Raw genomic sequence first — 14,427 nt, 5'->3', positions numbered from 1 at the left:
CGTTCTGTCTTTCAAGGCTTTTGACCTTGTCCCTTTCCGCGCCCCTGGCGTGGGGGCTTCGTGCAATCAATTCACTGATCGTCTCGATGCCCGTTCCTGGAGCTGACCGGCCTGTTGCCGCGTTCGGCCTTCCATCCGCTCCACTGAAGGCTTGTGCCGCCCGAATCAAGAGGGAAATGGCGAAATGGCGACCTTAGACCGCTGGCTGCTGCCAGATGGGATCGAAGAAGTATTGCCTCCGGAAGCGGCGCGCATCGAAGTTGCGCGTCGTCAGGTGCTGGATCTGTTCCAGCGCTGGGGCTATGAATTCGTGGTAACCCCTCATATCGAATACCTGGAATCGCTGCTGACCGGCGCCGGGCAGGACCTAGATCTGCGCACCTTCAAGGTGACCGATCCGCTGTCCGGCCGGCAGATGGGCTTTCGCGCCGACATCACGCCGCAGGTGGCGCGCATCGACGCGCATACGCTGCGTCGTGAAGGTCCGAGCAGGCTGTGCTATGCCGGTAGCGTGCTGCATGCACAGCCGCGCGCGCTCACCACATCGCGCAGCCCGATTCAGTTGGGCGCCGAGCTGTATGGCGACGCCAGCCCGGCCAGTGACGTCGAGGTGATCAGCCTGCTGGTCGATACCCTCGAGCTGGCCGAGGTACCGGACGTGCACATGGACCTTGGGCATGTCGGTATCTACCGGGGCCTGGCGCGTGCCGCCGAGCTGTCTGGGGAGGTCGAGCAACAGCTGTTCGACGCCCTGCAGCGCAAGGCCATGGACGAGATCGATGCCTTGACCGACGCGCTGCCGGACGCCTTGCGACGCATGCTGCGTTCGCTCGGCGAGCTGTGCGGCGGGCGTGATGTGCTGGATCTGGCCCAGGCCTGTCTGGTCGAGGCGCCGGACGACGTGCACGCCGCGCTGGATGATTTGCTGGCCATCGCCGATGCCCTGGAGTTGCGCTATCCAGAGCTGCCGCTGTACTTCGATCTGGGTGAGCTGCGTGGCTATCACTATCACACCGGTGTGGTATTCGCCGCGTTCGTGCCGGCCGTCGGCCAGGCGATCGCCCAGGGCGGCCGTTACGACGATATCGGTGCCGACTTCGGTCGCGCCCGTCCGGCAACCGGCTTCTCTACCGACCTGAAGACGCTGGTCACCCTGGGGCGTATGCCGCTCGGCGAAGAGCCGGCTGGCATCTGGGCTCCGGACAGTCATGACGTTTACCTGTGGCAGGCGGTTCGTCGTCTGCGCGCCGACGGTGAGCGCGTGGTGCAGGCATTGCCGGGTCAGGAACTGAGCGAGGCCGAGCAGGCCCGCTGTGATCGCCAACTGTTATTGCGGGACGGTCGCTGGCAAGTGCTGGCGCTGGGCTGAGCGACCGCTGTGGTCGTCTATTCTGAATTACTTTCGCCGGCCGTGACCGGCTCAAGCTTGCGCGAAGAGGACAAGTGTTATGGGTAAGAATGTCGTCGTCCTGGGCACCCAGTGGGGTGATGAGGGCAAAGGCAAGATCGTCGATCTGCTGACCGAGCATGCGGCCGCCGTAGTGCGTTATCAGGGTGGCCACAATGCCGGTCACACCCTGGTGATCGACGGTGAGAAAACCGTGCTGCACCTGATTCCGTCGGGCGTGCTGCGTGAAGGCGTGCAATGCCTGATCGGCAACGGCGTGGTGGTTGCGCCTGACGCTCTGCTGCGCGAGATCAACAAGCTGGAAGAGAAGGGTGTGCCGGTGCGCGAGCGTCTGCGTATCAGCCCGTCCTGCCCGTTGATCCTGTCCTACCATGTTGCCCTGGATCAGGCGCGCGAGAAGGCCCGTGGCGAGCTGAAGATCGGCACCACCGGTCGCGGTATCGGCCCGGCCTACGAAGACAAGGTCGCCCGTCGCGGTCTGCGTATCGGTGACCTGTTCCACCGTGAGCGTTTCGCCGCCAAGCTCGGCGAGTTGCTGGACTACCACAACTTCCAGTTGGTGAATTACTACAAGGAGCCGGCCATCGACTTCCAGACCACTCTCGACGAGTGCATGGAATACGCCGAGCTGCTCAAGCCGATGATGCTCGACGTCACTGCCGAACTGCACAACCTGCGTCGTGCCGGCAAGGACATCATGTTCGAAGGTGCCCAGGGTTCGCTGTTGGATATCGACCACGGTACCTACCCGTACGTGACCAGCTCGAACACCACTGCAGGTGGCATCGCCACCGGTTCCGGCGTTGGCCCGATGTACCTGGATTACATCCTGGGTATCACCAAGGCCTACACCACTCGGGTGGGCTCCGGTCCGTTCCCGACCGAGCTGTTCGACGACGTCGGTGCGTTCCTGGCCAAGCGTGGCCATGAGTTCGGTGCGACCACTGGCCGCGCCCGTCGCTGCGGCTGGTTCGATGCGGTGATCCTGCGTCGTGCCATCGACGTCAACAGCATCTCGGGCCTGTGCCTGACCAAGCTGGACGTGCTCGACGGTCTGGAAACCATCCGCATCTGCGTGGGTTACAAGAACGAGAACGGTGCTGTCATCGACGCCCCGACCGACGCCGACAGCTACATCGGTCTCGAGCCGGTGTACGAAGAGATGCCGGGCTGGAGCGAATCGACCCTGGGCGCCAAGACCCTGGAAGAGTTGCCGGCCAACGCGCGTGCCTACATCAAGCGCGTGGAAGAGTTGGTCGGTGCGCCGATCGACATCATTTCCACCGGGCCGGATCGCAACGAGACCATCGTGCTGCGTCATCCCTTCGCCTGAGCGCTGGCGGCTCCTCCTGGAGTCGTGAGCAGGTAACCGGAACGGGCCGCACGTGTGCGGCCCGTTTTCATTTGACGGGCACTCGTGCTCGGGCGCAATCTGGCAATGTGCCGTCATTCGTCACGCGCTTTGCTTCGTCTTGATCCTACCTTGAAGTTGCCGCTCCTCTGGCGGTCGGAGGATTTGCCCGTGGTCGCTGTTCTGTCCCTGTTTCGCAGCCGTCTGTTGCTGCCCGTATTCATTGCGCTGGGTATCGCGCTGTTCGTTCAGGTGCTGCTGGTGCTGGCGTTGACCCGCAGTACGGTCGATGGCCTGGTCAGTGATCTGGAGCGGCAGTTGGGCAGTGATGCCGGGCGCCTTTCCAGCGAGCTGGAGCAGGCCAATCAAGAGGTTTCTGCCAGCCTGGGTGGTCTTTCGGTTCGTACCCGGGAGAGTCTTTCCGCAGGTCTGTCCAGCCGCCTCGGCGAGGAGCGCGTACAGATGCGCGCCAGCCTGGAGAAGAGCCTGAAGGATTCCGCCAATGATCTGGCGCAATTGCTCGCGGCTGTCGCGCCACGCGCCATGTGGGACTCCGATATTCCGGCGCTCTCCGAATTCGCCCGGCGTGCGCAGCGTAACCCCAATGTGCTTTTCGTCATTTACGACGATGCCGAGGGTAACCATCTGACCCGTTACCTCAACCGCCAGAACGAGCAGGTCAAGGCCATGCTCGAGAAAGGAGCCGGTGAGCGCGCGCTGGACAAGGTCATCGACGCTGCCAAGAGCGATCCTACCGTGTACTTCGTCGAGGCCGGTATCAGCCCTAACGGGGTCGAGATTGGCAAGGTGCTGATGGGCGTGTCCACCTCCGCCATCGATGCCGAGCTGGCCGCTATCGACTCACGCTTCGAGGCGTTGCTTGCCAGCGGCGGTCAGCTGGTTGCCGATAGCCTTGCCGGTGCTTCCACCGATAGTGCCGCCGCGTTGTCGGCGCGCCTGGCTGCCGCGCAACAGGCGGCTCAGGGAATGTCGGCCAATACCAGCGCGGCGGTCGACGCTGCGGCCTCGAATCTGCGCTGGCGCATCGGGCTGGGGCTGGCTGTGGTCGGTCTGGGCGTGCTGCTGGCGTTGGCTGTGGTGCTGGGTCGCCGCGTGGTGGTGCGTCTGCGTACCCTGATCGCCGCGCTCGACGATCTGGCGGCCGGCGAGGGTGATCTGACCCGGCGCATCGAGATCGACAGCCGTGACGAGGTCGGCGAGATGGCGTCGGCGGTCAATCGTTTCGTCGCCAAGCTGCAGCCTATCGTGCGTGAGGCTGGTGAGGTGGCGGTGCGTACGGGGCAGGAAATCAATGCGTTGAGCACGCGAAGCGCCGCGGCTGAATCAGCGGCTAAAAGACAGCGTGACGAGGTGGCGGCCAGCCTCCAGGCGTTGGCTTCGATGGCTGACGAGGCGCAGGCCGAGAGTCGCGCCATGCAGGAGGCCCTGCAACGGGTCGAGGCCATTCGCCAGGCGACCCAGGAGAATGCCAGCATCGCCAATCGTGTCGGCAGCTCCATTGAAGAGCTGGTGCAGCGGGTCGATGCGGGTTCGGCGGTGATCGAACGACTTGCCAAGCAGAGTGAGCAGATCGAGGTGGTGCTGACCGTCATTCGCTCGATTGCCGAGCAGACCAATCTGCTGGCGCTCAATGCTGCCATCGAGGCGGCGCGGGCGGGGGAGAGCGGTCGTGGTTTTGCCGTGGTCGCCGATGAGGTGCGGGCGTTGGCCAGCAAGACCCAGCAGTCGACCGGCGATATCCAGTCGCACATCGTTGCCCTGCAGCAGGGCGCCCGTGAGGCGGTCGGCGCGATCGGTCAGGCTGGTCAGCAGGCTGACCAGGGGCTGGCGGCGCTGCGCGAGAGCGCGCGCATCCAGCAGGCGGTACAGCGTTCGGTGGAGGATGTGCATGGCGCCATCAATGCCGCTACACAGGCGGCCGCTCATCAGGCCGAAGGCGCCGATGCGGTGCGAGGGCGGGTCGAGGTGATTCATTCCGAGGCTCAGCGTGCTGCCGAGGCGGTGGCAGCGACGGCCAATAGCGGCCGCGTGCTCGATGGCTTGGCAGGGCAGTTGAAGGCCAGTCTCGGTCAATTCAAGGTCTGAAAGCGCGGCAAGCCATAAGCTTCAAGTGGAAGCAGAGGCTGGCCGTGAGGCTGCAAGGGGCGCTGTATGCCAGCTTGCAGCCTTTCTGCAGGCAATAAAAAACCGAGCCATTGGCTCGGTTTTTTTGAATTTGGTGCCCAGGAGAAGACTCGAACTTCCACGACCTTGCGGTCACTGATACCTGAAACCAGCGCGTCTACCAATTCCGCCACCTGGGCACTGCAGTAATGTTCACCGTTGCCGGTACGGATCATTACATCCGTTATTTGCAAAGTAGGTTATCAAGCTACTTCACGAAATATGGTGCCCAGGAGAAGACTCGAACTTCCACGACCTTGCGGTCACTGATACCTGAAACCAGCGCGTCTACCAATTCCGCCACCTGGGCACTGAAACTGATGATTGGTCATCCGTTCCGTGTTACAACGTCTGCTCGACGCTGTGGGCGCGAACTATACGGTCGTGCTTTTACCTTGTAAACCCCTGGCGTCGAAAAATTATTCGCGTTGAAGGCTGACCCGAAGGGCGCTTTCGCGCTTCAATAGACACATGGCAAAACCGACTCTATAGATAAGGTGAACAGGTTCTAATGGCCGATTGGCAATCCCTCGATCCCGAGGCCGCTCGTGAAGCGGAAAAGTATGACAACCCCATTCCTAGCCGCGAGCTGATTCTTCAGCATCTGGCTGAGCGCGGCTCGCCCGCCAACCGTGAGGAGCTGCTCGACGAGCTCGGGTTGAGCACCGAAGATCAGGCCGAGGCGCTGCGCCGCCGGCTGCGCGCCATGGAGCGCGACGGCCAGCTGATCTATACCCGCCGCGGCACCTATGCCCCGGTGGACAAGCTTGATCTGATTCTTGGTCGCGTCAGTGGCCACCGTGACGGCTTTGGTTTCCTGGTGCCGGACGATGGTAGCGACGATCTGTTCCTCAGTCCGGCGCAGATGCGCATGGTGTTCGATGGTGACCGTGCGCTGGCGCGAGTTTCCGGCCTCGATCGTCGTGGTCGCCGTGAAGGCGCCATCGTCGAAGTGATTTCCCGTGGTCACGAGACCATCGTCGGTCGTTATTACGAAGAGAGCGGTATCGGCTTCGTGATTCCCGACAACCCGAAAATCCAGCAGGAAGTGTTGGTGACGGCAGGACGCAACGGTGGTGCCAAGCAGGGGCAGTTCGTCGAAGTGACGATCACCCACTGGCCGACGCCACGTTTCCAGCCGCAGGGTGACGTGACCGAAGTGGTCGGCAACTACATGGCGCCGGGCATGGAAATCGACGTGGCGTTGCGCAGCTATGACATTCCCCATGTCTGGCCCGACGCGGTGATCAAGGAAGCGCGCAAGCTCAAGCCCGAAGTCGAAGAGAAGGACAAGGAAAACCGCGTCGACATGCGCCATATCCCTTTCGTCACCATCGACGGTGAGGATGCGCGGGACTTCGACGATGCGGTGTTCTGCGAGAAGAACGGCAGCAACTGGCGGCTGTTCTCCGGTGGCTGGAAGCTGTACGTGGCCATCGCCGACGTTTCTCATTACGTGAAAGTGGGTTCGGCTCTGGATGCCGAGGCCCAGGTGCGTGGCAACTCGGTGTATTTCCCGGAACGGGTCATCCCGATGCTGCCGGAAGAGCTGTCCAACGGCCTGTGCTCGCTGAATCCGCAAGTCGATCGTCTGGCCATGGTCTGCGAGATCACCATCTCCAAGACCGGCAAGATGACCGACTATCAGTTCTACGAGGCGGTGATCCACTCCCATGCGCGCCTGACCTACAACAAGGTCAGCGCCATGCTCGAGCAGCCGAAGAGCAGCGAAGGCAAGGCGCTGCGCAGCGAATACAAGGACGTATTGCCCCACCTCAATCAGCTGTACTCGTTGTATCAGGTGCTGCTCGCGGCGCGCCATGAGCGTGGGGCGATCGATTTCGAAACCCAGGAAACCCGCATCATCTTCGGCTCCGGCCGCAAGATCGCGGAGATCCGTCCGACCCAGCGCAATGATGCCCACAAGCTGATCGAGGAATGCATGCTGGCGGCCAACGTGGCCACCGCGGCGTTCATGCAGAAGCACGGCATTCCTGCGCTGTATCGCGTGCACGACGGCCCGCCGCCGGAGCGCCTGGAAAAGCTCAAGGCATTCCTCGGTGAGCTGGGCCTCTCCCTGCACCGTGGCAAGCCAAAGGATGGTCCGTCGCCGAAGGACTACCAGGCGTTGCTGGAAAGCATTCGCGGTCGTGATGACTACCACCTGATCCAGACCGTGATGCTGCGCTCGTTGAGTCAGGCGGTTTATAGCGCCGACAACCAGGGCCACTTCGGTCTGAACTACGACGCTTACGCACACTTCACGTCGCCGATCCGCCGTTATCCGGATCTGTTGATCCATCGTGCGATTCGCAGCGTGATCCGCTCCAAGCAGGATACGCCCCATGTTCAGCGTGCCGGCGCGGTCAGCATGCCCAAGGCGCGTATCTACCCGTACGACGAACCAACGCTGGAGCAGCTCGGCGAGCAGTGCTCGATGTCCGAGCGCCGTGCCGATGAAGCCACCCGTGACGTGGTCAACTGGCTCAAGTGCGAGTTCATGAAGGATCGCGTCGGTGAAACCTTCCCGGGCGTGATCACTGCGGTGACCGGCTTCGGTCTGTTCGTCGAGCTCAAGGACATCTACGTCGAAGGCCTGGTGCACGTCACGGCGCTGCCGGGAGACTACTACCACTTCGATCCCGTGCATCATCGCCTCGCCGGCGAGCGCAGTGGCCGCAGCTTCCGCCTTGGCGACAGCGTGTCGGTCAAGGTCATGCGCGTCGATCTCGACGAGCGCAAGATCGACTTCGAGATGGCCCAGGGTGCCGACGAAGCGCCAGCGGCACGCAAGCGTCGCGACTCCGGTAGCGACAGCCGTGGCGGCAAGAGCTCCCGTGGCGCGTCGACCAGCAATACCGACGTGCAGAAAAGCCGCGATGTGAAGAAAGCGTTGCTCGCCGACTCGAAGTCTTCTGGCAGGGGTGCCAGCAAGGCTGCCGACAAGGGTGGCAAGCCAAGTCGGCATCGCAAGGGGCCGTCGAAGAGCAAGGCCAAGTCATGAGCCAGTTGGAAAAGATCTACGGCGTGCATGCCGTGGAGGCGCTGTTGCGTCATCACCCCAAGCGGGTGAAGCAGATCTGGCTGGCCGACGGTCGCAGCGATCCTCGCGTTCAACCGCTGCTCGAACTGGCTGGGCAGGCGCGCGTCGCCGTCGGCCAGTGCGAGCGTCGCGAGATGGATGCCTGGGTCGAGGGCGTGCACCAGGGCGTGGTTGCCGACGTCAGCCCTAGTCAGGTGTGGGGCGAAGCGATGCTCGAGGAGTTGCTCGACCGTTGCGAAGGCCCGCCGCTGCTGCTGGTGCTCGATGGCGTGACCGATCCGCACAACCTCGGTGCCTGCCTGCGTACCGCCGATGCCGCGGGCGCGCTGGCGGTGATCGTGCCGAAGGACAAGTCCGCGACGCTGACACCGGTGGTGCGCAAGGTGGCCTGTGGTGCCGCGGAAGTGATCCCGCTGGTAGCGGTGACCAACCTGGCGCGCAGCCTGGAAAAGCTCCAGCAGCGTGGTCTGTGGATCGTCGGTACGGCGGGTGAGGCCGAACAGGAGCTGTTCCAGCAGGACATGACCGGCCCGACGGTGCTGATCATGGGCGCCGAAGGCAAGGGCATGCGCCGCCTGACGCGCGAGCACTGCGATTACCTGGTCAAGTTGCCCATGGCCGGTAGCGTCAGCAGTCTCAACGTGTCGGTCGCCACCGGCATTTGCCTGTTCGAGGCGTTGCGCCAGCGCCGCTCGGTCAAGCGCTGAAGCGATCGCTGGCTCATCGCCGGCGATCGCTGTTCAAAATATCACCAGTTCACCTTGCGTGCGGTGGGGCGCTTCTCTAGAATGTCGCCCCTTGCCGTCATGGCAGGCGTTTGCGCGCCTCTCCGTTTCAGCAAGTCAACAGTGTCATTCACTCCTTGCCTGACCGCATTTCGCGGCAGGCTACAACCCGTAAGGAGCATTCATGCGTCATTACGAAATCATCTTTCTGGTTCACCCGGACCAGAGCGAGCAAGTCGGCGGCATGGTCGAGCGTTACACCAAGCTGATCGAAGAAGACGGCGGCAAAATCCACCGTCTGGAAGATTGGGGTCGTCGTCAACTGGCCTACGCAATCAACAACGTTCACAAGGCTCACTACGTGATGCTGAACGTTGAGTGCAGCGGCAAGGCCCTGGCCGAGCTGGAAGACAACTTCCGCTACAACGATGCCGTGATCCGTAACCTGGTCATCCGTCGCGAAGAAGCCGTTACCGGCCAATCCGAGATGCTCAAGGCCGAAGAAAACCGCAGTGAGCGCCGTGAGCGTCGTGAACGTCCTGAAAACGCCGAGTCCAACGACGGCGATGACAGCGACAACAACGACAGCGACAACGCTGACGAGTAATCACCGGATCTATTGAGGAGCCAATCCCATGGCACGTTTCTTCCGTCGTCGTAAATTCTGCCGTTTCACCGCTGAAGACGTGAAAGAGATCGATTTCAAAGATCTCAACACCCTGAAAGCCTACATCTCGGAAACCGGCAAAATCGTTCCTAGCCGTATCACCGGTACCAAGGCTCGTTATCAGCGTCAGCTGGCTACTGCTATCAAGCGCGCCCGCTTCCTGGCCCTGCTGCCCTACACCGACAGCCACGGCCGATAAGATCGGACGATCGACAAGTAGTAAGGGATAAAACGCATGCGCGCCTTGGCAGAATTCATAATGCGCGGCCGTATGCAGGCCACCTTGGTGGTGGTCGGTTCTGCGGCATTGCCGCTGCTGTTCTGGTTGAGTGCTGCCGCAGGTTGCCTGGTGCTCCTGCGGCGTGGTCTGAGTGATGCCATTGGCATCCTCGCCTGGGCTTTGCTGCCGGCCATTGGCTGGTGGTACTTCGGCGAACCGCGCACCTTGTTGGTGTTGCTGGGTGCGCTGGGGCTGGCGTGTGTATTGCGCGCCAATCAGTCCTGGAGACGGGTGCTGTTGTTCAGCATCGCGCTGGGCCTGGTGTATGGACTGGTATTGGGGGCGACGTTCCGCGAGCCCATCGAAGCCATGGCGCAGGAGCTGAGTAAGCTTCTGCCGCAGATGTTCGATGGCGTTCACCAACAGATGTCGGTGGATGATCAGGCGCGTCTTCAGAGTCTTATTGCACCGGTCTTGACCGGATTGCTGGCAGCGTTGCTGCAGGTGGTCAGCTTGCTTAGCCTGATGCTTGGGCGGTTCTGGCAAGCGGCGTTGTATAACCCGGGAGGTTTCGGTTCCGAATTCCGCGAACTGAGATTTCCGCCGATGCTGGCGACGTTACTGCTGGTCGGCATGCTGCTCGGACCCAATCTGGGTGTCGAGATGGCCATGCTTACACCGTTGTGCAGTGTTCCGCTGGCATTTGCAGGCATCGCCCTGTTGCACGGGCTGGTGGCCAAGGGCCGACTGTCGAAGTTCTGGCTGGTCGGGATGTACATAACGCTGCTGCTGTTCATGCAACTGATCTTTCCCTTGCTGGTGGTTTTAGCCATCGTCGACAGTCTGTTTGATTTTCGTGGTCGTCTGGCGGACAAGCCCGGTTCGGGTCCCGCCAACGGTGAAGGTTAAAAGTTAAGAGGTAACACCCAAATGGAAGTCATCCTGCTGGAAAAAGTCGCCAACCTGGGCAACCTGGGCGATAAAGTGAACGTTAAAGCCGGTTACGGCCGCAATTTCCTGCTGCCGCAAGGCAAAGCTACTGCTGCCACCGAAGCCAACGTCGCTGCTTTCGAAGCCCGTCGCGCTGACCTGGAAAAAGCCGCTGCCGACAAGAAAGCTTCGGCCGAGTCGCGCGCTGCTCAGCTGGCCGAGCTGGAAGTCACCATCACCGCTACCGCGGGCGATGAAGGCAAGCTGTTCGGTTCCATCGGCACTCACGACATCGCTGACGCACTGACCGCCTCCGGCGTCGAAGTGGCCAAAGCTGAAGTTCGTCTGCCGAACGGTACCATTCGCCAGGTTGGCGAATACGACGTAGCCGTGCACCTGCACAGCGATGTCGAAGCGACCGTAAAGGTAATCGTAGTAGCCGCTTAATTGCGCTGCTAGGCGGGTTTGCACTCCGGTGCGTTCCCGCTAACATCGGGCACGGCATTGCGAAAGCGATGCCGTGCCTTTTGTTTTTCAACGCAAGCATTCTTTCCAGGCTCCCATGAACGACATCAGCATTACTGAACAGTACGACCTGCAAACCTCTGCCTTGAAGGTGCCGCCGCACTCGATCGAGGCCGAGCAGGCGGTGCTCGGTGGTCTGATGCTCGATAACAACGCGTGGGAGCGTGTGCTGGACCAGGTTTCCGATGGCGATTTCTACCGCCACGATCATCGCCTGGTGTTTCGCTCCATCCACAAGCTGGCCGAGCGCAATCAGCCGTTCGACGTGGTGACCCTTTCCGAACAGCTGGACAAGGAAGGGCAGTTGTCTCAGGTCGGTGGCATGGCCTATCTGGGGGAGCTGGCCAAGAACACGCCTTCGGTGGCCAACATCAAGGCCTACGCGCAGATCATTCGCGAGCGTGCCACGCTGCGCAAGCTGATCGGCATCAGCAACGAGATCGCCGACAGTGCCTATGCGCCCGAGGGGCGTACCGGCGAGGAAATCCTCGACGAGGCCGAGCGCCTGATCTTCCAGATCGCCGAGGCGCGCCCGAAGACCGGTGGCCCGGTGGGCATCAACGACATCCTGGTCAAGGCCATCGACCGTATCGACGAGCTGTTCAACAACGGCGATGCGATCACTGGCCTGTCTACCGGCTTCTCTGACCTGGACGATCTCACCAGCGGCCTGCAGCCGGCCGACCTGATCATCGTCGCCGGACGTCCGTCGATGGGTAAGACCACGTTCGCCATGAACCTGGTGGAAAACGCGCTGATGCGCAGCGACAAGTCGATTCTGGTGTATTCCCTGGAGATGCCTTCGGAATCCATCGTGATTCGTATGCTGGCGTCCCTGGGGCGCATCGATCAGACCAAGGTGCGTGCCGGTCGTCTGGACGATGACGACTGGCCGCGGTTGACCTCGGCGGTCAACCTGCTCAACGACCGCAAGCTGTTCATCGACGATACCGCCGGTATCTCGCCTTCGGAGATGCGTGCGCGCTCCCGGCGGCTCGCGCGCGAGCACGGCGAGATCGGTCTGATCATGGTCGACTACCTGCAGTTGATGCAGATCCCCGGCTCCAGCGGTGACAGTCGGGTGAACGAGATTTCCGAGATCTCGCGCTCGCTCAAGGCGCTGGCCAAGGAATTCAACTGCCCGGTGATCGCGCTCTCCCAGCTCAACCGGGGCCTGGAGCAGCGGCCCAACAAGCGCCCGATCAACTCCGACTTGCGCGAATCCGGTGCGATCGAGCAGGACGCCGATATCATCATGTTCGTGTACCGGGACGAGGTCTATCACCCCGAGACCGAGTACAAGGGCGTGGCGGAAATCATCATCGGCAAGCAGCGTAACGGCCCGCTGGGTACGGCGCGACTGGCGTTCCTCGGCAAGTACTCGCGCTTCGAGAACCTGGCGCCGGGCAGCTACCAGTTCGAAGACGAATAAGCGTATCTACGCCTCGCTGCCGCCGTACACGGCGGTACCCGAGCGCCCCGCTGCCTTGGCCTGATAGAGCGCCTGGTCAGCGGCCTTGTAGAGGCTGGCGAACTGCTCGGCGTGCTGCGGATAGAACGCCACGCCGATGCTGATGCTCACCGTCAGTTTCTGATCGCCATAGGCCACCGGCTTGGCCAGTTCCGCGAGCAGGCGGTCGGCGACATCGTGGGCATGGTCTTGCGCATCCGCCCCGCCGATCAGTACGGCGAATTCGTCTCCTCCGAGCCGGGCGACCGTGTCGCTCGCCCGCACATGTTCCCTGATGCGCCTGCCGATGTGCTGCAGCATCAGGTCACCTGCATCGTGGCCATACCTGTCATTGATCGGTTTGAAGTGATCGAGATCTATCAATAGCAGCGCCAGCGCTTCACCCGACTTGTGCGCGTTGAGCAGCGCGCTCTCGCATTGCGCGACCAGGTGGCGGCGGTTCGGCAGCTCGGTCAGCGGGTCGTGAAACGCCGCGTGGCGCAGCTCCTGCTCGCGCTGTGACAACTGCTGGTTGGTCGCCTTCAGTTCCGCGGTGCGCTGTTCCACGGCCAGTTGCAGTTCGTCAGCGCTGGCTTGTACCTGGGCCAGCCGGGCACTTTTTTCACGGCCTGCCTGCAGCAGTGCTTCGGAGCGCTGGTTCTTCAGCAGTTGAATGCGGTAAGCCAGGGCGAACGAGAACAGAATCGACTCGACGGCTACCGCAACCGGGAAGACGTAGGTGCTCCATGCGGCCGGCTGAATCACACCGGTGGCGCGTAGCAGCAGCAGGTTGACGCTGGCCAGAATCATGCCGTAACCGCAGAAGTACAGGCAGGCCGGAAAGTAGCCCTGGCGCCAGCGCACGAGGGAGGCCCAGAGCGCTGCGGGAATGGCCGTGAACGACAGCAGCACGAAGACCCAGGCGCCCACGGCGCGGTGGCCGATGCCATCCGCCGTGACGGCAACGACGTACAGCACGCAGCTTATGGTCAGCAGGTGATGGGCCCATGGGACATGGCGGCGAGTCTGCAGCAGCGTCTGGGTGAAGCGGCAGGCACCAAAGCCCCATAGCGCCGGCAGACTGATGCGGTCGAGCCAGAAGGGCACAGGTGCATTCGGCCACAGGTACTGGAAGCCGTGGCCGGTCATGCCGAGGATCATCAGCAGCGCCCCCAGGGTGGTGATCACGTACCAGAAGTAAGCCGAGTCGCGCAGCGCGAAGAAAATGAACAGGTTGTACAGCAGCAGGGCGGTGATGACCCCGTAGATCACGCCGAGCCAGAGGTTTTCGTTGGCGCTCAGGGTGCTCAGGTCATCGAGTTGCCAGACCTTCAACGGAAAGGAGTTGCCCGCAGGGTCGAAGCTGCGCAGGTAGAGGGTCAGTGGTTGCTCGCTCAGCGCCGGTAGCTGGAACAGCAGGCGACGGTGGGCATGATCACGACCTTCGTCGAAGGTCACCACTTCGCCGGACTGGCGCAGCTGCCAGCCTCGTTCGCCGTCGGGCAGGAACAGCTGAAGATCGAGCAGGCTGACGGCGGCGACTTCCAGCCACCAGGCGCCCGGCGCTGTCTGGTTGGTTTGCAGGGTGACCTTGATCCACCAGGGGTTGGGGCTCTGGCCGACGCTTGCCTTGCCCTGGGCAGGCACGAAGCGTTGTTGCACGGCCGGGTCGGCCATGTCCGCTATGCTCAGCCGGGCCCCGGGATCTTCGAGCAGTTCGATATGAGGGTTGAGCGCCAGGCCACTGCTGCCGGCATCGAGCGTGATGCTGTCGCCCCGAGCACCCAGACTCAGGCACGAGAGCATCAGCAGCGAGATCAGGAATATGGCTAGCCGCTGCAAGCGGAGGCTCCTTGGTGGCCTGTGCACGACCGTTGTTGTTCTGCTTTGAAGAGTATACCGAGGCGGCAGGTTTTTGATGACT

Annotated in this window: 11 protein-coding genes and 2 tRNA genes; 10 read left to right on the top strand and 3 right to left on the bottom strand. The window is 62.1% G+C overall.

Annotated features, from left to right (window positions below; all coding sequences use genetic code 11):
- Positions 1-184: 184 nt before the first annotated feature.
- The 3 genes from FHR27_RS18785 (at position 185) to FHR27_RS27475 (ending at position 4,865) form a co-directional block, all read left to right on the top strand.
- Entirely contained in the window at positions 185-1,369 is a 1,185-nt protein-coding gene (locus FHR27_RS18785; RefSeq protein ID WP_179539275.1) for an ATP phosphoribosyltransferase regulatory subunit, read from the top strand.
- Positions 1,370-1,448: 79 nt separating this feature from the next.
- Entirely contained in the window at positions 1,449-2,741 is a 1,293-nt protein-coding gene (locus tag FHR27_RS18780; protein WP_042554469.1) for an adenylosuccinate synthase, read from the top strand.
- 189 nt (positions 2,742-2,930) lie between these two features.
- Complete coding sequence (locus FHR27_RS27475) at positions 2,931-4,865, top strand: methyl-accepting chemotaxis protein (RefSeq protein ID WP_042554470.1); 1,935 nt, start codon at positions 2,931-2,933, stop codon at positions 4,863-4,865.
- A gap of 131 nt (positions 4,866-4,996) precedes the next feature.
- On the opposite strand, the gene FHR27_RS18770 is transcribed toward FHR27_RS27475, so the two are convergent.
- Together FHR27_RS18770 and FHR27_RS18765 are read right to left on the bottom strand one after the other, a co-directional pair.
- Positions 4,997-5,083 (bottom strand) — tRNA-Leu (locus FHR27_RS18770).
- A gap of 83 nt (positions 5,084-5,166) precedes the next feature.
- Positions 5,167-5,253 (bottom strand) — tRNA-Leu (locus FHR27_RS18765).
- A gap of 201 nt (positions 5,254-5,454) precedes the next feature.
- On the opposite strand from FHR27_RS18765, the gene rnr reads away from it, so the two are divergent.
- The 7 genes from rnr (at position 5,455) to dnaB (ending at position 12,485) form a co-directional block, all read left to right on the top strand.
- Entirely contained in the window at positions 5,455-7,947 is a 2,493-nt protein-coding gene (gene rnr, locus FHR27_RS18760) for a ribonuclease R (protein ID WP_042553834.1), read from the top strand.
- Positions 7,944-8,693: a 23S rRNA (guanosine(2251)-2'-O)-methyltransferase RlmB gene (rlmB, locus tag FHR27_RS18755; protein WP_042553835.1), complete on the top strand. Its 750-nt coding sequence runs from the start codon at positions 7,944-7,946 to the stop codon at positions 8,691-8,693. Before rnr ends, rlmB begins: the two co-directional genes overlap by 4 nt.
- 202 nt (positions 8,694-8,895) lie before the next feature.
- A complete protein-coding gene (gene rpsF / locus FHR27_RS18750) occupies positions 8,896-9,318 on the top strand; it encodes a 30S ribosomal protein S6 (protein ID WP_042553836.1) in 423 nt (140 codons plus the stop codon).
- 28 nt (positions 9,319-9,346) lie between these two features.
- Positions 9,347-9,577 carry a 30S ribosomal protein S18 gene (rpsR, locus tag FHR27_RS18745; RefSeq protein ID WP_003246847.1) on the top strand — a complete coding sequence of 77 codons (231 nt, stop codon included), beginning with the start codon at positions 9,347-9,349 and terminating at the stop codon, positions 9,575-9,577.
- 36 nt (positions 9,578-9,613) lie between these two features.
- Entirely contained in the window at positions 9,614-10,507 is an 894-nt protein-coding gene (locus tag FHR27_RS18740) for a hypothetical protein (RefSeq protein WP_042553837.1), read from the top strand.
- Positions 10,508-10,528: 21 nt separating this feature from the next.
- Positions 10,529-10,975 (top strand): 50S ribosomal protein L9, encoded by a 447-nt coding sequence (rplI, locus tag FHR27_RS18735; protein WP_042553838.1) that lies wholly within the window; start codon positions 10,529-10,531, stop codon positions 10,973-10,975.
- A 115-nt stretch (positions 10,976-11,090) separates the two neighbouring features.
- Positions 11,091-12,485 carry a replicative DNA helicase gene (gene dnaB / locus FHR27_RS18730; protein WP_042553839.1) on the top strand — a complete coding sequence of 465 codons (1,395 nt, stop codon included), beginning with the start codon at positions 11,091-11,093 and terminating at the stop codon, positions 12,483-12,485.
- A 6-nt stretch (positions 12,486-12,491) separates the two neighbouring features.
- Here dnaB and FHR27_RS18725 read toward each other — a convergent pair whose 3' ends face one another.
- Complete coding sequence (locus FHR27_RS18725) at positions 12,492-14,309, bottom strand: sensor domain-containing diguanylate cyclase (protein WP_179540119.1); 1,818 nt, start codon at positions 14,307-14,309, stop codon at positions 12,492-12,494.
- Positions 14,310-14,427: the final 118 nt, after the last annotated feature.

Source organism: Pseudomonas flavescens (genome assembly GCF_013408425.1).
GTDB lineage: Bacteria > Pseudomonadota > Gammaproteobacteria > Pseudomonadales > Pseudomonadaceae > Aquipseudomonas > Aquipseudomonas fulva_A.
This window is presented reverse-complemented; position numbering and strand designations above follow the sequence as displayed.